This is a genomic window from Larkinella arboricola, from assembly GCF_003259745.1.
In the GTDB taxonomy this organism is placed as follows: Bacteria; Bacteroidota; Bacteroidia; order Cytophagales; family Spirosomataceae; genus Larkinella; species Larkinella arboricola.
In genome coordinates this window covers 24,251-43,913 of the sequence record NZ_QLMC01000012.1, presented here as the reverse complement: position 1 = coordinate 43,913, position 19,663 = coordinate 24,251, and the positions used below count along the sequence as shown (strand labels likewise).

The following is a 19,663-nucleotide window of genomic DNA, read 5'->3' as shown; positions in this document are numbered from 1 at the left end:
GCTCAGCAGGCCTCACCACTTTTTTCCCAGAACCTCCTTAATAATTTCGTTTTGCAGACTCAGCTCGGCATACATCTTCTTCAGCCGGCGATTCTCTTCTTCCAACTCTTTAAGCCGCTTGACTTCCGAAACCTGCATGCCGCCGTATTTGGCCCGCCAATTATAAAACGTGGCCTCACTAATGCCATGCTCCCGGGTAATCTGGGCGACGGTTTGACCGCTATCCTGTTGTTTAAGGATCGCTACAATCTGCGATTCGGTAAATCGATTTGCTTTCATTCCCCTTTTCAATTACAGTGAAAGTTATGTTTTTTACGCTACTTTTCACTGGCTCATTTTTAAGGGTTCAGGACAACTCAAGCTGTTCACTCTTAATTCGCTCAATTAATTCCCGCAGTTCTTTCCGCTCACTATCCAGTTGATGAAGCTCAAACTCCACTCGATCTTCATTAGCAGTGTGATTTAGGGTTTGATGGCATAAAAAGCAGGTTTCATCATCCACAGGTTTTGGGTCAATTTCTTGATCACAGGCCGGACAGTGCGTAATTTTTATGTCAGCTAATAATTCACCAGCCGATTTAGCTCGGTTTAGTTTGCTATACTCGGAGTCAACAGATTTGAGTAAATTCACAAAGCGATTCAATTTTTCCGTTTCTCGTTTACGCAGTTCCGCTGAGGTTTCCAACTCCTGAACAATACGGGCTCGATCTTCGGTTAATTTAATCTCTAAAACTACATCCGGTTTACCCTCATTCAATGAGGCATTTATCCCATTTGCAATTATACTTTGTCGTTGAGCCAGTAGAACCTGTGACTGGTCACGAAGTTCCTTGATGCGTTCACTTAGGGAATCAACCGTAACAAATGTTATACTTTTTTCTCCTACAGGAAGCAGACGTTTAGTGATCTGGTCAAGAACTTCCTGAAATTGATCCTTTTGTGCTTGAAGGCGAATTAACTCTTTGCGCTTGTCAATGAGTTCATTACCTAAAGGAGAAAAGAGATCTTCTGCTAAACCAAGAAATTGACAAATGGCCGCATGTTGTTCACTCTCCGGCTGCTTATCCGCCAGATCGCTCCAGAACCGTTCTTGACGGTAAATATGCCTAAACAGAATACGGAACGTGAGTTCAATCCAGGCACCATCCTGATAGGGGTTGCCTTTAGGAAATTTTAAAACTGGGATTGATAGCTTATCAAGAATAAATTTCGAGAATTCGGAGGCATCGTAGGCTTTGTCGTCAACAAGAATTTTAGATTTTAATCCTTTCTGTTTCCACTTGCGTTCAATCAGATACTCTACATTATTTATTTCAATTACTGCACTCAGTTGATCGTAAATCTCATATAGGAATTGCCCATCTCTGTCGTCCTTATTAAGTGCGTCTTCCACTGGTCCGGCGTCACCGAGTAGGTAATCCAGCATCATCAACCAAACTGTTTTTCCACTATTCGAAGCGCCAACTAATAAATTCACGCCATTGGAAAATTCAATCATCTCTTTTTCCCCAAGAGAATTAGTGCGAATAATGGTTTTAACAAGCAATTTCTCACTCATGATCGTTGATGAATTCAAATAAGGTCATCTAAGTTTTTTTCTTTGACTTCTTCGTCAAAAACTTTGTAAATGAGTTCTTTTAAAAAATTGCCAGTTTTACCACCCAGTAATTTTTTAACGGATTTCATGCGCTCCGAGACTTCCCCAAACTCGTCATGAGCAAGGAGTTGTTCAGCAATGGACTTACCCAAATTAGTTAGGACAAAATTGTAAGCGCTACCATTTTTTAAAACCCAAATTAAGCCTCTTGCTTCCAAATATGGTATAATCTGGTAATAGCGCTTATCCCATGGACCGTAATGAAAGCGTACCATTTTAGATTCAATATCGTCACTTTGAATCGAATCACTGCTGCTCAAATGAGCGGCTACTTTGTTGAAAAATGCAGGATGCCGAACAAAAAAATCAAGTTTAGCTAACTTAGTTAATCCTTCTATTTTTGCCGTTTTTGTTTTAGAATCCTTAATGCCACATAATTGGATTAGCAGCAATAATCGAGAAGCGTGGAATTCAATCAAATCATCTGAAGAAAGCGTCTTTCCTGATGAGAAACCCCTAAGATTATTAATAGATCTCATCAGCTGTTTACAGTAAAACGCATTAAACAACGGTTCGTAACCTGATAAAAAAAGCCCGCTGCAATATGTTCCGGCAAAGAAAACTCACTTAATCGATCCTTTTCAATAATTTTATAAACCTCATCAATACAGAATTTATGGAACTGCAATGAATCAAATGAACCGCTTAGACTATACTGGTAAGATTGTAACTTTGGTAGAAAGGACATAACCTCGTCCTCTAGACGTTTGAATGCAGTTGGGCCACCATAATAGTCAGGGTCCAAACGAGCCTCTCTGTAGCGCCAATGTAAATCTTCCGCAGTAAGGACAAGGGGATCAGGTAAGCCTGCAGCCTGCATTTTGTCGCGAAGTGGATTGTCAGACCTGCTATAATTTGATAAAAGCAACTGTGTTTTATCAAACCAGTCATTCAGGTAACGACGAGTGATCTTATAACACCCTGGAAAAGTAGTCAAATTTTTCGAAGAGGCTTCCTTCACTAAAAAAAGAAGCTTCATGTACAGTTCATCCCTGTGCTCAGGTACCAAGTTGACCCGTTTACTCTTGAACACTTGCTCAGAAAGTAGCTTATTGTGATTTTCAACTTGTACAATGTCATCAGGACGTTTGTCCCACCGGCAGTTGTCAACCCAGAAATCAACACCTATACCAGATTCTGGTACGACTATATCTCCCCCGAAACGCTGCTTAATCTTCGTAACTAATGCCTTCAAGTTATCCGAGTCATTAATGCACGGACGACTAGAAATTTCTAATTTTAATAGTTCTAAATCAGCGTGAACGTCATAAGCTGTAACAATCCGAAACGTAGAAGCTTCTTTACACCGATACTGAAACAAGGATTTTTCGAGCAAAGACGAACCGGGACCATTATCACGATGTGTGATCGACTTTACTGACCATCTAGAGGAGAGATTATTGGATTTGACCTGAACAAACTCAACGCGAATTCCGGCTTGGCCATGCCATAGGAGCGTGATGTCATCGTGGGTTTCAAACCAAATCTCTTCGAGATCTTCCCGAAGCAACATGTCCAAACAAAAGCCTGCGCCAATATGATCTTGATAATCAAAACCATTTCGCGCATGACGACCGCTGATATCAATAGGTTGAATTTCGTAAATTGATTTCACCAAATTCTGCTCACTTTAAGTTAGGTAAGGATGAAAGTATTGCTTGCCGCAGACATTTCCACGACGAATAATAAAAATACTGACTAAAACTGAAAACAGTCTGATGGAGCATTTTTACTGATCAAGGACTGGAATGGATAGCTATTGAGGCAAAAATATCTACTATTTTAAATTCAATCGTCAAAACTTATCCTTTTACTTGCCTCATCAATATATTTTCTATGTTGAACCTTTCTTAACTGATCTAATTCAGCTTCTCCTTGCTTCTGCTTTAAAATTTCTGAATAATGACGATTAGCAACATTTACGGCTAACTTCAATGTCTTTTTATGGTAACGCTCTACTTCTTCTATAGTAGTACCGTCTAAATAAATTTTGTTTCCATTGACAGAAGCTATACCTGGCCGATGCATAGATGTAAATTCTGAGGGTCTGTCGAAAGCGCTAATAAACAATTGTATCCACTCTGAATTTGGCTGTTTGTTTAATTCAAAAGGTATTTTGTATAAACCACTACCTCTTGAGCCGTCGTTTAATGGCTGCGTAACCTCATCGACTACTATTCCTTTTATTTTTATGTCATGATACTCTTCAATTTCTGAAGAGTATGTTTTTGTTGGTCTTTGTTGAAATCTATTTGGAATAATGCCCAAATTAGGAGCAACTTCTCGGGTATTAAATATAGTGGTCAGTAAATCTTCAAAATTACGCTCAAAGTGGCTAATACTTGACAGATCAATGTAATATTTACCTGAAAGCCAAGATGGAAGAGATTCACTTTTAGTTCCATGCTTTAATATGGGAATAAACTTTCTGTGATTACTACTAGCTACAACCTCAGCAGTCATTATATCCCCTTCATATCCAACACCACCAGTTCTTTCTTCAGATTTCCTTTTGTAAGCTGGAGTACACACGATTAAAACATAGGCGTTCTCCCTAATGGATTTTTCCATAAAGTGCGTCATCTGATCGCCAGGAACCATTGCCCATTGATCTATTGTCGCATCAATACCGTTTTTTCTTAAATCAATGGCTAATTGTCTCACCCATTTTTTCAACTCATCACTTTCCCAGGCATATGAAATAAATACTTTAGGATGTATTAATGTTGACTGTTTGAATCCATGTTGTACTTCTACTTTAATCGATGATGTAGGTTGGGATATGAGACTTTTATCTTGAATAAACTCTTCTTCAGTTGGTATATGATTATTTCTCAATTGCTCATCAGCCGCCTCGTACAATTTCTCGATGAGCACACTTCTACCTGACTCATCCATTGCTAAAAGTATGTCATAAAAGTAATCTTTGCGACTGGTGCTTTTATTTTCACTTTTTCTGATGTCAATAAACTTATTGTAATCAGGAAAATACGGATCAACTTTCCTAACTACATTGATAAATTTAGGGCCCGATAAGTACGATTCCTTTCTATTTAATATGTCCAGTAACTTGTTAAACTCTCGAGTAAAATTTAAGTTTTTCATATCCAATACCTGATTTTACCAACAAAAAATTCACTGATCCGTCGCCACATTATAACCTAAAATGTTAGACTATATTATAAATATACTTTGATATTCCCGCAATTAATATATTTTCACATTTTTGAGCTATTGCTAACACTTCTCTTAAATCTTCTCGCTTTAATCTTAACTTTTTAAGGCCTATTGCAAGTAAAAACTCTAATAATGCTTCACCATCTTCTGTATTATACTTTTCAATAATACTAAGTAAGAATTCTTTCATTTTTAAATTAGACTCGCTATCTAAATAATATGAAAAGAAGTCTGACTTGCCAGCCCTCAATAGTGACGCTTGAATTATACCATCATTAAATCTATGAAAGTTTCTAGGACTTAAGATATTTCTAACATAATTAGTTTGCTTCAAAGATGGAAATAAATTTATATCATTATTCTCTAAATTTGTAACTAAAGTTGATATAGTAAAATATACCTCGGATTGTGAAATGTCATCTTTAGTATAATCTGTAAAATTCCAAAAAGCAAAATTTTTTCTTAAATATAAATTCTCGCCATTATATTTTCTTAAAAATACTTTATCTGATAGCCCCCTAGTTTCTTTGTTTTTCCTTAAGGTATCTAACCTATCATTAATGTAATCATACAAAACTTTATCACTTTCATCGTTAACTGTACTGAGCATTTTTTCGAAAAAATGTTTCTCGTTTTCCCAAGATGTACTTACCTGTTGTATTGAACAGTTTATTTGTTCCACAGATATAAAAGGCCTTTCATCACTCTTATCTTTACCCTTTTTTAAATCATTAATAAGTTCGATTGAGAATTTTTCTGATATTGGCCGATATATACCTACGAAATATACCAAATTTATATTTTCGCGGCTTCTCATCAACCGGCTTATCTGTAACAGCTTTTTTCCAGTTGAAATGCAAGATGCAACAATTATTAAAGAGCCGCTTTCTTCTATAATTTGATCAATAAAATTTTGTTCTAATTTTATTAACTTCAAATTTACATTAGTTGGTATTTTTGCGACAATATATTCTGCAAGTTTTTTTGAAGCAATATCTGGTAAGTATAAAATATATTTGGTATTGGCAGGGATCGTTTTGTCAATATATCTATTTAGCGATTCTTTAAATTTACTAAACTTCTCATCTTCAATGTTTTCAATAAGATGTGCAAAATCGAAGTAAATTTCATAATCAGCATTAGCATCATTTTCTTTGTAAAATACTTTGATTACGTTGTCGGTATCTGAGTAGCCTCTAAACTTTTGGACAAATTGACTGACAGGCTTAGGATTATAATCATTAGTTGTTTTTAAGAGATGGACTTCAACTTTAGGCTGCACCGTTAGGAAAACATCACTGCGTATATTTATTGGCCTTGAATGCGCAATAGAACACAGTTCACATTTATCAGAAGAGTTATATGTTTTAAATTCAAGTTCACCTAATTGAAAGTTTTCATCTTTCGTTAAGTTACAAATTACATTAGAGATATGATTTTGATATTTTTCATTAGGTCCCAAAAAGTATATAACTTGAATTTGTGACCTTTCAGCTCGCTTCTCATTTAAAATTCTATCCACAATATTACCAGATGTTGAAGCTGATATAAGGATCAAAGAATCATATGGAAAGCTTTCTTTATAAGATTCAAACATCTCGTAAGATGAAAAGCTATGAACAGTTGGACATTCAAATGATAATTTGAATCTTCTTTGAAGCTCAAAAACTGCATAAGGAAGAACATTAATTGAAGAAGTATCACAGTAAATGCTGCTAACTTCTTTCATATGCTTTAGAAGTTGAATAGCTAGAAAGAAAATTTCAGATTGATAAATTAATACATTGCCTGTTCTTAAAAATTTTGAGCTATGCTTATTTGATGGAAAAACAAAGTGATGATCAGGGGTTGACTCAACTAAACCACCATTATTCTTAAATATAGTTGTTGAACCACTTCTTAGTAGTAAACTGATAAATTTTTTTTCGTTTTTCGGCTTATTACCAAATTTAAGTTCAAGCTCACCTGACGAGTTAAACGAATATATAAGTAAACTTTTTTCAAAATAGTCTGAAGATTTACCTGGAATCCGTACAAAGGTATCGTCCCTATACTGAAAGAAATATTTCAAGGACTCCTTGTCAAGATATTCCGGAAGGATTACAACTAATTTTTCAGTAATACTATTTTCTTGAAAGAAATAGCTTATTTCTTGCGACAAAGTATTCTGAGAATGAATTTTCTCATGGGGAATAAATATTACTGTCGCTCTAAATTTTTGCTTTGAAGAAACTAAGTCTTCATATTGAAATATAAAGTAGTTTCTCATTATTGGTAATCTAGGGGAAAGAAAATAGAAATTAATGTGCCTTCAGCAGGAGGGAATACCGTAAAGTTCACATCACTGTTAGTCTGCCAATCGTAAATCTGTATATCAGAAGCGTTATCATGATGAAAGTACCTTTTAGATTTCATGTCTCTAAAAATGTCAACTCGACCGCTTTTAATCCTTACGAATCCCCGACCATCGATAGTTTGAAGAACTCGGTCTAAACCTATTCCTTTAGTTTCAGCTCTAAAGCTACTAGTTGAAGTAGTATGCCTATACAAACATTTTTTTATTATGTCAACTTCTTCGTTTATACTCATATTATATGTAGAAACACCTTTATACCTCTTGACCAACCCTGGGCCACTATCTAATATGGAAATTTCAATAAGATATAAGTCCCCTGATTCGTTGACTTTGAAATCTGATTTGAAATAATCTGAAAGCCCGTTAAAATTATTATATGTTTCAATATATTTTACAATAGGTTTTTTGTGGAATTTTAATTGTAAGGCTCTTATGTTAGGATATAAATTAAATCCTAACTCATTTGTTTTTGCATGCTCATGTGTGTTTGAAAAAAGTTCATGAATAATCGAGGTAAATGAGTTTAAGCTTTCCTTGATACTTTTTCTAAATACTGACGGATTATGAAACCCAATTTTTTGAAATGCTCTATATAAATTAAAGCCTAATACATCTTCAGAAACTAACTCTCTATTATTTTTGTAAAAATGCTTAGACAATCCTCTATCTGATTTATCGTGATCGAAACAATATAAAGGCACTGATGTACCTTTTAACTCGAAATAATCCATCCTTTCATAATACTGTTTACTTGGGGTTTTAAGATGTTTTTTTATATTATTACCATTATTATCAACAATATCTTTTTCCCAAGAGAGTACAATTGAGGGATAAACAAATTCATTATCGTTAAGATAATGGATCGCCTCTTCAATACTATTAATAGGTAGACATAATTTGCCAGAGTTTTCTTTTCTGATCCACGTGGCTAAAAACTGTAGGAATGAAAAAAAGACTCCGAAATCCAATTTTTCTATTCTTTTAGGCAACTGTACATCAACAACCGAGTTATTGTTTAGGGATAAATCATAATATAACTTCTGTATTTTAGGAATTGTTAAGTTTCCTGGTATCTTAATCATAAGATTAATTTTTCAAGTTTGAATACCACTAATACTTGTATTGAAAAGCAGTATCGCAGCATTCTTAACCTTTTTAAATTAGATAAGTGTTAAGCTTTCAAGGCGAATTTTGAATAGCCATTCCAATATATCTGTAAGTTCTACCGGTCGAGAGAAGTCGAGTGTCAGCTTGTCATCGTATGCAGGCACAAGTCCCCGCGATTGTCGAGGGGTTTGAATGAAATCTTTCGGACTGGCCCTTGGCTCCCATTATTCACCTAAATTTACAGTTTTTAATTAATATCACTATAGATATTACGTCCCTGCCTTTTGGAGATTAACACCTTCAACCATGATTGAGAAAGGGGAGCGGGAGTTTTTGAAAAGAGCTCCGATTGTGTTCTCAACGTCTGTTGAAGAACATAGGTGAATAAATCCCGGACCCTACAGATTGCAGCCGGTTTGGAGTAGTGGCCGGATTGAGGAACAGTAATAAGTTTTCTAAGCAAACCGTATTATCTCCCTTTTTCCGTATTTGCTTGTACTCAAACCTACATTATTATTAATCTATAGAAGATAGACTTTGATGACTTAGCAGCGTCTTTAGTGGGTTGGTAACAGATTACACAAATTACAGATAGCATATTTGAATTTTCATAACAAGTCCATTACGCTGGTAGTGGCTCTGTGATATTCTTCTGATTTTTCAACAAGTAAGTGTTCCACGGGATTGGGCAGGCAAGTGTCAATCTTATTACAAGGCTTAAACGGTCCTTTAAGCTCTGTAGGCCTTCTCCTTCAGTTGCTTAAGATTAGAAGCTAGCAACGCGATCATGGTATTTTGCTAACACTAGTTCAAAGGATGCTCGCTTCGTATTGATGAAAAAAAGTGCTAAATAATGTTCCTCCTGTTTCAGGCTACACAATAAACTTCTAAAACGGCCGTTTTTATTCTGTTATGCTTCAACAGCCCTCTCGGTTCACTCCAGAGGGCTTTTTAATGCTCTTCTTGTTACCTTTGTGTCTATGGAAGATGTCCCATGATATGGTCCTAAAAATCCGGACACGAAACTTTTTTAACTTCGTGTGCCGATGCGTCGGCCCGGCATGAACCAATCCCAACAACCAAAACGAAAGTATACCGCCGAGTTTAACGGAGCCGTCCGCGCGGGCCGATGTGCTGCGGCTAGTAGCCAATGGTGAACCCATCATGGCCGTGGCCCGCAAGATGGGTATTAGCGACAGCCTAATTCACGCCTGGCGGAAGGCAAGTTGCAAAGGGGAAAAAGGAGATCAAACTCTTCAACAAGAAGTCGACAGCTTACGTCGGCAACTACGCCAAGCGGAGATGGAGCGACCGTCGCCCGGCGCGAGATCCTAAAAAAAGCTGTCGCCATTTTCAGCGGGGCTGCCCAAGCCGACAGACATAAGGCAAATCTATCGATTCATTCAGGCCGAAGAAACCGCCTTTCCAGTCAGACTGCTTTGTAAAGTGCTGGCTGTTAGTAAGAGTAGCTATTATGCTTATCGTAACGGCATAATTTTTATACAAGTGATTGACGATCAACCCGTGACAACGGCGATTGAAACGATCTTTTGGGACAATAGTCGGCGATATGGGAGTCGTCGTGTACTGGAAGCGCTGAAAAAACAGGGAGTAAAGGCGGGTCGACATCGGGTTCGCCGATTGATGCACGAACAGGATTGGCGAGCGATTCAGCCCCGTAGTTTCGTGCCAAAAACGACTAACTCCAACCATGGCTTAATGGCTTGCCCTAACCGGTTACTTGAGTTCGGCAAGCCTACGGTACCTAATCAGGTTTGGGTTGGCGATATTACGTATTTGCCTTTGGCAGATGGAAAATGGGCCTATCTAGCCAGTTGGTTAGATCTATTTTCCCGTCGGATTGTCGGCTGGTGGGTCGACAAGCACATGAAAGAAAGCCTAATTGTGCAGGCTTTTGATCAGGCTCTCAAGCAGCGGCAACCGAAACCGGGCCTGATCGTCCACTCAGACCGGGGTGGTCAGTATTTTGGTCATTCTTTCCGGCAACGGCTGGATAAATGGCGGTGTCGGCAGAGCATGGCTGAAGCGAAAAATCCCTATCAAAACGCCCATGCAGAATCATTCTGGGGGCGTCTAAAAGCGGAGTTGCTGGAAGATGGATGTTTTATGAACCTGCAAGACGCACGCAATGAGTTGTTTAATTACATTGAAGGGCATTATAACGTCCGTCGATTGCATTCGTCGCTAGGGTATTGTTCACCGATTGATTTTGAAAACCAATTTCATCGAACTGTTTTATTAAACTCTCATAAGTAAAGTGTCCGGCCAAACAGGACCACCCCACCAAATCAAATCCCGCCTGAGCCCGATCTTACCATGGCTCAACAGCAGCGCGTGCAGGCTGCTAGTGATTTTCTGAGTATCTGTGATAGACTTTCGAACGACTACGATAGTGGCTATTATTGGGAAGATGTGCAACGAGCTTTACGAATTGCAGCCGGATTAGAGACCTGGCCTGAGTGAGTTAATTTGAATTCCTTGGTTTGAGCACTCAATTCACTAGCTTGATCAGCCCCAAATTTATTCCCCTTTCCCACTTGGGTGTGTCTTCGCCATTAGCAATGGATAGAATTTGACTTTTCACCGCCTTGTAAATGACTTTTCACAACTCCGTTATAAAATGATAGTGAGACCAAGACATTTGCTGTCATCTCGACAACTCTAAAGGTACTGGCGATCAAGCTAATGGTAGCTTCGTTAAACGATTTAAACAGAATACCCCCTTCAACCATCAATTACTTAATCTCATGTTACTTCCGATAAACTTTAGTTATCAAAAGTAATATTACTTTTCTTTCTACTTTTGCTTATCTAAACCCATACAATGCCAATGTGTGAAAAAAGACCTTAGGCCTTCGGGTCCCACAGTGAATTTATCTGCTACCCTGGTCGACTGCGTAGCCCACTACGCCCGCACCGGTCTGGAAGGAGCCGCCAATACCCAGCGCGCCTACCGCACCGACCTGCGGCACTTTCAAGCCTACTGTTTTGAGCAGGGCTTGGACGATTTGCCCACTCTGCCCATCACCCTGGCCGCTTATGCGGCGCCCCTGGCTGACACCTGCAAGTGGGCTACCTTGACCCGTAAGCTGGCGGCCATCTCCAAGCTCCACCAGGTGCGGGGCTTCAACAGTCCCGCCACCGACAAACAAGTCCGAATTGTGCTGGAGGGCATCAAGCGCACCAAGGGCATCCGCCAGAAACAGGCGCCCGCTTTTACCCTCCACCGGATGAAAACGTTGCTCAGGGGCATGGAGACCGACTCGCTGGCGGGCCTGCGCAACAAGGCCCTGTTGCTTTTAGGCTTTACCGGTGCCTTCCGGCGCTCGGAGCTGGTGGCTTTAAACGTGGAGGATCTTTCCTTTACCGAGGAAGGGCTCATCGTTTCAATGGGCCGCAGCAAGACCAACCCGTACGGGGATCACGAAGAGAAGGCCATTTATTACAGTCCCGAAGTGGCCCTGTGTCCCATCCGCACCCTGCAGGCTTGGGTAGGTCGGCTGAATACGGCTTCTGTGGGCCGGAATCCCTTGTTCGTTCGGGTGCGCAAGGGTGATCAGCTCACCGCCGACCGACTCACCGGCAAGACAGTGAATGATCTGGTCAAGCGTTACATGGGGCCTTCGTATTCGGCCCACTCGCTGAGGGCTTCGTTTGTCACCATTGCCAAGCTGGCCGGCGCCGATGACTCGGAGGTCATGCGCCAGACCAAGCACAAGACCACGTTGATGATTCAGAAGTACACCCGCCTGGAAAATATTCGCCAGCACAATGCCGCCATGAACCTAGGCTTGTAAGACTTTTCATGTCTATTTTATACAACTGCCAACCGACACATGCTTTTATTGACTCAAGGCTTAGAGGCTTGTTTTTCCCTTTATCTGCATGGTCAACAACGACTGGCTGCGGGATTCTGGTTGTTACTCTGTAGCCATCTTGGAGAATAAGCATCCCTCTGGGCTTTTCTCTCCATTAGGGAGCGATCAGGATTCGTTTCGTCTCCCCTTGGTGACTGTTGAGCTGGATGCGGATCCAGTAAATTCCGAAGGGCAAGTGGCTTACCGGATAAGACCCATCTGCAGCCGGGGGCACGTGCAATTCCTTTCCATCATTTTGATACCAGTGTACGGATTGAATTTTGATGGAGGGCGGGGCTTTAAGGTGAAGCCGGTCCGCAGTTGGATTGGGAAACACGTCCACCCGGGTCGACACACTGGGCTGGGTAGCCGTGATAATGAGTTTACGGGCAATAAGCCGGTTTACCGGTGTACTTTCTCCACCATCGTTAACGGCTTTCACCGACAGCAGAAAGGAATTCGCCGGGGTGGCTTTATCCCACGTTACCGTCACGCTATCGGCCTTTTCCACGAACGTGCCCCCCGTATTTATGGACCAGCTATACCCAATATCCGGCCGATACAGGGGAGCCTGGACTTTATACGTGCTTTGGGCCGTTTGTTCGATCAGTACCGTACTGTCTCCAAGGATTTGTACGGGATTGCAGGGTGCGGCATTGGGCAGGAGTTTGACGCCATCTTGGGTGTACAACCGGTCCACGGCCAGCATCGTGGTATTGAGTCGCATAGTGGCCTGATGCAACGTAGTTTCATCCAGATAAGCAAGCGATGTCCAGGTTTCCCCGGCATCGGTCGTCAGGAGTCGGCCTTCGGCATACCCGGTCTTTTGATCAATGAAGTGGTACTTGGCACTTCCCAAATAATAGTTTTCCGAAAAAGCCGCAATCGGCTCCCAACTTTTGCCGCCATTGCTCGTCCGCTTCTTACCCGCAAACCCAATATGTTCGGTTAAAAAATACAAACCGTGGTCACGAATAGGCCCCACTTTAGCCCAGGTGGAGCCTCCGTCGGTGGTCTTGTATAACTGAGCTCCAAAGTAGATATGATCAATCGTGTTCGAGTGCGGCCCCGTCACGGTGACATACCCGATTTTTTCGGTGACAAAATAAAATTCCGGCTTTTGTAGTACTGGCGTGGGTAGCTGCTGCCAAGTTTGTCCCTGGTTTGTGCTGACGTACAGTTTATCGTCATCACTGAGGGCCACCCAATACTTGGCACTTAAGAACTGAAAATAGCCATCATGCGCCACCAGGTAATCGACCCCCGGGGCACTATACTGGTAGGGTAAACGAGTCACTGAAAAAGCCGTTACCGATTGTTTGCTCCACTGCTTGCCCCCATCTGTGGTGTAGTAAATCAGGTTGGGTCCGATCAGAAAGCCATCATTCGCATTGATGAATTTTACCTGCCAGAGCGGAGCCCAATCATCCAGGCTTTTCCTCAACCAGTTAATCCCACCATCGACGGTTTGGTAATAAAAATTGTGGTAACCACCCTGGGTATTTCGAGTCAGCAACACTCCATTTTTCGGGGTGCTAAACGATACGGATGCCGTAGTGTAGTCGTGGGAATTATGAATGTTGCTGACAAATTCCCAGGTTTCTCCCGCATCGGTGGACCTGAGAACATTTCCCAGGAAAGAATAAGGCAAGTTATCCTGGTTTTTATCGGGCTCACAAACCAAAAATAAGTGGTTGCCTACAAAGGCTAATTCGGTCGCTTCACCCCGGATTAGCTCAGGCGTCCGAATCGGTACCCAACTGGCTCCCCCATCAATGGTTCGGTAAACAAAGGCTGGGCGACCCGTACCGTTCAGGGGCCCACCTAGGATAAACCCCACGGTTTCGTTGATAAACTGAATCGCATGAATCTGATCCCTATAGCCAACCGGTAGCTTAAGCACTTCCCAGGTTTGACCGCCGTCATGGGTTTGCTTGACGACATCCTGGTTGTAATCGCGTTCGACCACGATAAACCGCTTAGGGGAGAAAACAAAGGGAACGAAAGCCGTTTGTTCACTATGCGTCCAGGTGTTGCCGTCTGCCGTAAACACGAGCTTTTGGTTATTATCTAACCCAACCCACAAGCCATTCTGGCGTTTAAGCGCTCTCAACCGGAGTCCTTCAACGACCGGCCGGAAGGTTTGCCCACCATCGGTGGTTTTATAGAGCAAATCGCCATCGGACCGGGCATCATGCACGAACGCAAAGCCGCTGGCCGGGCTCTCAAAAAAGATTTTAACCAGGTTATGGCCGGCCAGATTGGGAATAAGAACCCAGGACTCTCCCCCATCCTGCGTTTTGAGCATCATGCCCGTGTCAATCAAACCATAGCCAATTTTTGCCGTGGGAAAAGAAATGCTTACAAATTTGCTGGAAAAGCGATCATACCGGGCATGAGAAAAGAAGCACGGTGTCAACTCGGCCCAGGTCTGCCCACCGTCCGTTGAACGAACTAGCTCCGACCCACACCGGGCAAAAAGCGTATCCTTCGAAGGCATCTGAACATCTTCTAACCGACTCAGGTAGGCCGGTCGCAGTCGGATTTGCGGTTTGGGCACTTTAAGAACGGGCGTGTAAACCGATTGCTGGGTCGGAGTGGCCCCTTGGGTCCGCAGGCGGTAAAAATAGGTATTCCCATTCAGTACCTGGGTGTCGGTATAAAATTGGGTCGAGGCTGACACCTTGGCAATTTGCTGAAAATGATCCGGGTCGTTATCCGATCGCTCAAGCAGGTACTGATACGGCCTTTCATGGCTGCGTTGCCAACTGAGTTGAATCTGGTTGCGGTAGCGGGCATCCGCCTTTAGGAGTCCGGGGGGAAGCGGTTGGGAACGATCCGCTTGAAAATCACTCAGGGGGCGTCTGACTAGATGACCACTCGAAGGAAGTCTGGACTGCAAGCCTGCGTCTAAGCTGGTATAGTCCTGGAAGCCCATCCAGAGGGTGTCCCGGCTGATGAGCATGCCTCCTTCCGGCAAAGCACTAGGCTGAAAGAGGCCCAGCGTATCGGTTGTCCACTGAGAACCGGTGGAATACGCAATCTGACTCCGCAATCCAACGATAAAAAGGCCCTGGGCAGCGGTCGTTGCATGGACAGGAACATTTATAAAGCCATCAAAAATGGGAAAATCCGCATGCTGCCAATGCTGCCCCTCATCCGTTGAGGTCACGCAGCCAATTAAGACGCCATAAATGGCACCGCCCTCATCCTTCCAGTCTCGAATGCCACTAATCAGAATGTTCTTCTTGTCAAATTGAATGGACGTGATTTTGCCGATTTCGGTATTAAGCTCTACCTTTTGCCATTGGTTGCTACCAGTTGGCTGGTGTCGGAGCCAGGTTTTGCCTTCAGAGGCTCCCCCGATGTATACACCCGTTGCCGTAGCGGTAACGGCACCAACGGTTACGGTAGGATCCTGAAAAAAAATGTGCCAGTTGTCCCCCTGATCGGTTGAATAAATCATCCGGGTAGCATACGTGGCTTTGGCAAGGTCAAAAAACCGTTCGACGCAGTAAATCCTAGTGCCCTGGACCGAAAGGGATAAATAGGTAGACGTATAGGTCGGTTTGCTATCAATAATGGGGGCCGCCGGCGAAATATATTCGAAAGGATTGTTGCCCCGGTGCCAGCTGAAGGCCTGGTCATCGGAGACAAATATTCCTCCATCGGTGGCGACCAGTAACCGGTTTCCGCAGAAAACCATTGAATTGACGTTTACTGCATGCCATTCCACCCTTTTCACTAAATCCATGTAACGGTCATACCACCGGTTTTCCCACGTCTTACCGCGGTCGGTCGAAACATAAACTCCGTTTTGCTGAGTAGCGACAAAAAGCGTGTGCTCTTTTTCGAGAATCGATACGATGGGCGAATCAAACTGATAATTTTTAACGAATTGTGCTTGAGTGAGTTGACTGCTCGTTAACAGCCAGCCCAGGAGCAGAAAAAAAACAAATACGCGAACCATACGAGAGGGTAATAGCCTTCTAAGGCTATCAAGCATTTCCAATTGAAAAGTTGGGTGAATCTACTACAAGATACGCTAAAGCGATGGTGTTAAAATTGATTATATGAAACTTTGTCATCAACTGGATTCGCCGCAACTGTTGTGCCAGGTATTGCGTCGAAGGTATGTTTAAACTGAATGTAAAGCTGGATTTAATGAGTCACAACCAGTAGTAAGGCTTTCCCAAATCTTATTTGTATAATAGTACTGCTCCGTTACATTTTCTAATCTGGCGTTTGATAAACGTTAAATCACTACTTCCGCGTTCTTCTCTTAGTCAAAAAACTCATCTTCTCATTCAATGTCTAATTTTCAGGGCCAAGGTCAGTCACGAGGTTTTATTTCGTAGAAATAGAACACCGAAAATTACCTAAGGGCTCAGCCTACGGTAATCCCTTCAGCCGTTTGTAAACAGCCTCGGCACAGCTGATGGAAATGATTTGGTCGCCAATCTGAATCCTGCTTTTTTCAATGGAGTCAATTTTGTCGATAGCCTATTTATTGGCGACTCAGGCCGATAGTCAGTGTTAACTCAGAAGCCTACGGTAATCCAGTAGGCCCGGTTTGCTGGCCACTCCACAACGTGGGAAGGTGACCTAATTCCTTGCTCCCCTATAAATAGAGCAATTAATCTTTTAGGATGTATTCCAACCCCGGCCTGTGATTCTGCCTCTAACAATTAAATTTATTTCCATCAATCGTATGAAGCCTTGCCTATCGATCATTAAGCTTATCGCTTTTCTGACCTTCCTGGTCGGTTGTCAGAAAAAAGAAAGAGTAGATCCCTGCCCCCAGGCAGGCGCCTTTGTCAGAGAACTGAAAGAAGCAGTGGGCACCGTGTACTATGATTCGACGGCGGCTACGTATGGAATCCAGGTGGCTACCAGCATGGATTCGGCCGATATGGGACTTACCTGTAACCTACCCGTAGACTATCAAAAGCCCATGACTCAAGTACGCTTTACAGGCCGCTACTACGAACGTGAAAAGCGTATCACGGGCCCGGTGGGTTATCGATTCTACTACCTGACTGTCTCCTCTATTGCACCTTTGTAGCCAGGCTTCAGAATCCGTTTCGTAACTAAACCCACTTTGATGGGTCAGTTCATGATCCCCGCAATTCAGGGCCTGTTTTCAACGTCAGCTTTCTGACGTTGATCTGTTGGAATCTTTCATGAGGCAAACAAAACCCTATTCCCTAGAAAAGCTACTGGCATTGCTATTGGACACTTCTATCGCTACACTCACAATCAGGGGTAGATAAAATCAAAACGCCCCTGCAGGATCTCCAGTTGCGTCGAACCGGCCGGGATAGTGGTAGTAAAACTACCCGAGATGATGCAAGGATGGTACGAATAGCCCGATGCATTAACCGTCATGTGCGTTAGCTCCCTGACATACTTAATCTGCAACTCCCCCATACCGCCAGTATAGCGGGTGATCATGCGGTTATTTTGGCTATAGGCCCCGTCGTAATCCTCCAGCACGGCATAGTTCTGTTTTCCGTCCAGCACAAAGGTCCGGCCTTTGAGTGCCAGCAGTTGACCCGGTGCTGTAATGTGAAGTTGACCAATCAAAAAGTCCAGGTAAACCGTTTTGCCTTTGTGAGCCCCTTCATGGAGGGTTCCCCGAAGTTGAAACTGAGTGGTGGTTCCGGCGGAATCGCTAGTAATCACAAAGCATCTTTGGGTGGGTTCACCCCTTGGGGCCCCGAATAATAGGTTTGCCAGGCAACACCGTTAATGAAGGCCCCGCCCACTTGATTGCCTTTCTGGGTGTAGGCCGGTAAGCGTGGATCGGTAAGGTCCGGTTCAAAGACCGTTTTTCGGTAACTTACCGTAACAGAGGTGAAAAGCAGGAGCAGTAGGAGAGCTTTCATGGGGTAAGTGGCTGGGAGTAAGTCAAAACTAGTTCATTTGATGCTAACCTTTGATTCCTATGACCCTTTAAATCCTTGGTTAGTTGGAAGATTGCTCATACCTATCACTACCAAGGGGGTGATCTCAAAAAGGAGCTATTCTACTTTTGTCGGAATGTCGTTCTACCTATTTACACGTATTTTTCTGCTGTAGCTCGCTTATGAAGCCGTTGGATCTACATGGCAAATGCTTTCCCGCAAACGTTACTTTTGCGTCACGATTTAAGTAGTGGGATACCTTATTAAATCGTTATTCATGTATTCAAGCTGACCGTTCGTAGGCCAGACTCGGCAATCCAGATGCTTTCCTGAAAAAGACACGGTCTGGCAACTACCTTTCTAGCCGGTAAGAAACGTGTAAAGGACAAGACAAGCCCGGCTACTTCGCCGGGTTTTGTGCTTGGGCGCCTGCCCCGGTGAGAGCAGGCGCGGGGCTTAATTAGTCTTTGGGTTCCGCAGCCTGCGGAAGCTTGTTTTCAACGGTGATCTTGGTAGCCCCGGCGCGTTGAATCATCACTTGCTTTCCAACGTCGGCCAGTCCCTTGCTTTCGTAGATCTTCATGGCAGTAGACACATCAATAGCCTGGCGGGTCTGCTCATCAAGATCAAAGGTCAGCGTGATAAAGTTCAACTGCACACCGTAGGGCTCGAGTGCCTGGTTGGATTCAACCAGAAGGTGATTTTCAAGATCGGCCTGATCGAGTTCGATAATATCCTGGCCCAAAAACAGGGACTTGCTTACATCCTTGATCCGCTTATCAATGACCATGTTCTCCGCTCCTTCAAAGGCCGAGGGTTCCAGCGCCCCACTTTCATCGGCATTCGTGTTGGCCTTGCCTAAATACTTGGCCTGAACAATGAAGGCCAGTGGCTTGGTGATGGAGTAATCGTAATCAATGTGAACCGTTGCCCGAACGCGGTCTTTCAGGTTGGCAATAAAACGGCTGTCACCTTGCATGGGAAAGTTGGGAATGACCACCTTCATAAAGCAGGGGTTTCCGGTGCCTCGGGGTACGGCATCGCCCGCACCGATTAGCTTCCATTTCATACCGCAGTCGTCACTCACAACCACTTGCTGGTTGGATTTGGCGTAGTTGCAACTCTCTAAGAAAACGGCTATCAGGACGACACTCAGCGTCCAAACTTTTTTTAAGCTGTAGATTACCCCGTAAAGCAGGAGAGCAACGGCCAGCAGAATCAATCCACTGGTGATGAAAGACGCGTTGACAAGATAGTTGCCAGTAAATGCTTTGACTATGCCGTAAACACAAGAGGATATAACCAGTGCAATAAACGCGGTAGTGATGGTCTTTAAAAATTTGTTCATAGTTATCGATTTGAGGGTAAAGATAGACGGCAATCTTTGAGTTTTACCGCTATAGGGCTTAATGGCAGCCCCTATACTACTCAATTTATGTAGTGAATTGTGCGAGCCTGCCATCAGAGCCAAGGGGGAATAAGTAATGGAAGCCCTTAGTAACACTACGACTAAAACATTGGCGTTACCAGTTGTCTTAGTCCCGCTTGGTTGGACCAATTTAGTAAAGCGGTTGAATCCCAT

Annotated in this window: 14 protein-coding genes and 1 pseudogene; 4 read left to right on the top strand and 11 right to left on the bottom strand. The window is 42.9% G+C overall.

Annotated features, from left to right (window positions below; all coding sequences use genetic code 11):
• Window positions 1-18: 18 nt before the first annotated feature.
• From tnpA to LX87_RS27230, 7 genes and pseudogenes are all read right to left on the bottom strand, one after another.
• Window positions 19-279: pseudogene (tnpA, locus tag LX87_RS27260) on the bottom strand (IS66 family insertion sequence element accessory protein TnpA); the annotation flags it as partial.
• Window positions 280-346: 67 nt separating this feature from the next.
• Entirely contained in the window at window positions 347-1,558 is a 1,212-nt protein-coding gene (locus LX87_RS27255; RefSeq protein ID WP_111631483.1) for a hypothetical protein, read from the bottom strand.
• A gap of 14 nt (window positions 1,559-1,572) precedes the next feature.
• Window positions 1,573-2,136, bottom strand: coding sequence for a hypothetical protein (locus LX87_RS27250; RefSeq protein ID WP_111631482.1), 564 nt, complete (start codon window positions 2,134-2,136; stop codon window positions 1,573-1,575).
• Entirely contained in the window at window positions 2,136-3,272 is a 1,137-nt protein-coding gene (locus LX87_RS27245; RefSeq protein WP_170139488.1) for a dsDNA nuclease domain-containing protein, read from the bottom strand. The genes LX87_RS27250 and LX87_RS27245 overlap by 1 nt, the downstream gene beginning before the upstream one ends.
• A gap of 173 nt (window positions 3,273-3,445) precedes the next feature.
• Window positions 3,446-4,762 (bottom strand): toll/interleukin-1 receptor domain-containing protein, encoded by a 1,317-nt coding sequence (locus tag LX87_RS27240; RefSeq protein ID WP_111631480.1) that lies wholly within the window; start codon window positions 4,760-4,762, stop codon window positions 3,446-3,448.
• Window positions 4,763-4,826: 64 nt separating this feature from the next.
• A complete protein-coding gene (locus tag LX87_RS27235) occupies window positions 4,827-7,103 on the bottom strand; it encodes a hypothetical protein (RefSeq protein WP_111631479.1) in 2,277 nt (758 codons plus the stop codon).
• Window positions 7,103-8,272: a hypothetical protein gene (locus tag LX87_RS27230; RefSeq protein ID WP_111631478.1), complete on the bottom strand. Its 1,170-nt coding sequence runs from the start codon at window positions 8,270-8,272 to the stop codon at window positions 7,103-7,105. The genes LX87_RS27235 and LX87_RS27230 overlap by 1 nt, the downstream gene beginning before the upstream one ends.
• Window positions 8,273-9,428: 1,156 nt before the next feature.
• On the opposite strand from LX87_RS27230, the gene LX87_RS29440 reads away from it, so the two are divergent.
• The 3 genes from LX87_RS29440 (at window position 9,429) to LX87_RS27215 (ending at window position 12,115) form a co-directional block, all read left to right on the top strand.
• Complete coding sequence (locus LX87_RS29440; RefSeq protein WP_170139487.1) at window positions 9,429-9,632, top strand: helix-turn-helix domain-containing protein; 204 nt, start codon at window positions 9,429-9,431, stop codon at window positions 9,630-9,632.
• 6 nt (window positions 9,633-9,638) lie between these two features.
• A complete protein-coding gene (locus LX87_RS27220; RefSeq protein ID WP_111631476.1) occupies window positions 9,639-10,574 on the top strand; it encodes an IS3 family transposase in 936 nt (311 codons plus the stop codon).
• A gap of 860 nt (window positions 10,575-11,434) precedes the next feature.
• Window positions 11,435-12,115, top strand: coding sequence for a site-specific integrase (locus tag LX87_RS27215; protein WP_229310846.1), 681 nt, complete (start codon window positions 11,435-11,437; stop codon window positions 12,113-12,115).
• A gap of 175 nt (window positions 12,116-12,290) precedes the next feature.
• Here LX87_RS27215 and LX87_RS27210 read toward each other — a convergent pair whose 3' ends face one another.
• On the bottom strand, window positions 12,291-16,145 hold the full coding sequence (locus tag LX87_RS27210; protein WP_170139486.1) for a T9SS type A sorting domain-containing protein: 3,855 nt from the start codon (window positions 16,143-16,145) through the stop codon (window positions 12,291-12,293).
• Between the two features lie 699 nt (window positions 16,146-16,844).
• Between LX87_RS27210 and LX87_RS27205 the strand changes: the two genes are divergently transcribed.
• On the top strand, window positions 16,845-17,240 hold the full coding sequence (locus LX87_RS27205) for a hypothetical protein (RefSeq protein WP_170139485.1): 396 nt from the start codon (window positions 16,845-16,847) through the stop codon (window positions 17,238-17,240).
• A 194-nt stretch (window positions 17,241-17,434) separates the two neighbouring features.
• On the opposite strand, the gene LX87_RS27200 is transcribed toward LX87_RS27205, so the two are convergent.
• From LX87_RS27200 to LX87_RS27190, 3 genes are all read right to left on the bottom strand, one after another.
• The gene (locus LX87_RS27200; RefSeq protein WP_111631472.1) at window positions 17,435-17,860 is read right to left on the bottom strand and encodes a hypothetical protein; all 426 of its coding nucleotides are present in this window, start codon (window positions 17,858-17,860) and stop codon (window positions 17,435-17,437) included.
• Window positions 17,857-18,063, bottom strand: a complete 207-nt coding sequence (locus LX87_RS27195; RefSeq protein ID WP_111631471.1) for a hypothetical protein — start codon at window positions 18,061-18,063, stop codon at window positions 17,857-17,859. Before LX87_RS27195 ends, LX87_RS27200 begins: the two co-directional genes overlap by 4 nt.
• A 478-nt stretch (window positions 18,064-18,541) precedes the next feature.
• The gene (locus LX87_RS27190; protein ID WP_111631470.1) at window positions 18,542-19,429 is read right to left on the bottom strand and encodes a hypothetical protein; all 888 of its coding nucleotides are present in this window, start codon (window positions 19,427-19,429) and stop codon (window positions 18,542-18,544) included.
• Window positions 19,430-19,663 lie beyond the last annotated feature (234 nt).

Bases quoted from the DNA above. Each gene is read 5' to 3' on its own strand.
- LX87_RS27235 (WP_111631479.1), bottom strand. From the start codon at position 7,103: ATGAGAAACTACTTTATATTTCAATATGAAGACTTAGTTTCTTCAAAG.
- LX87_RS27210 (WP_170139486.1), bottom strand. From the start codon at position 16,145: ATGGTTCGCGTATTTGTTTTTTTTCTGCTCCTGGGCTGGCTGTTAACG.
- LX87_RS27240 (WP_111631480.1), bottom strand. From the start codon at position 4,762: ATGAAAAACTTAAATTTTACTCGAGAGTTTAACAAGTTACTGGACATA.
- LX87_RS27195 (WP_111631471.1), bottom strand. From the start codon at position 18,063: ATGAAAGCTCTCCTACTGCTCCTGCTTTTCACCTCTGTTACGGTAAGT.
- LX87_RS27250 (WP_111631482.1), bottom strand. From the start codon at position 2,136: ATGAGATCTATTAATAATCTTAGGGGTTTCTCATCAGGAAAGACGCTT.
- LX87_RS27230 (WP_111631478.1), bottom strand. From the start codon at position 8,272: ATGATTAAGATACCAGGAAACTTAACAATTCCTAAAATACAGAAGTTA.
- LX87_RS27190 (WP_111631470.1), bottom strand. From the start codon at position 19,429: ATGAACAAATTTTTAAAGACCATCACTACCGCGTTTATTGCACTGGTT.
- LX87_RS27255 (WP_111631483.1), bottom strand. From the start codon at position 1,558: ATGAGTGAGAAATTGCTTGTTAAAACCATTATTCGCACTAATTCTCTT.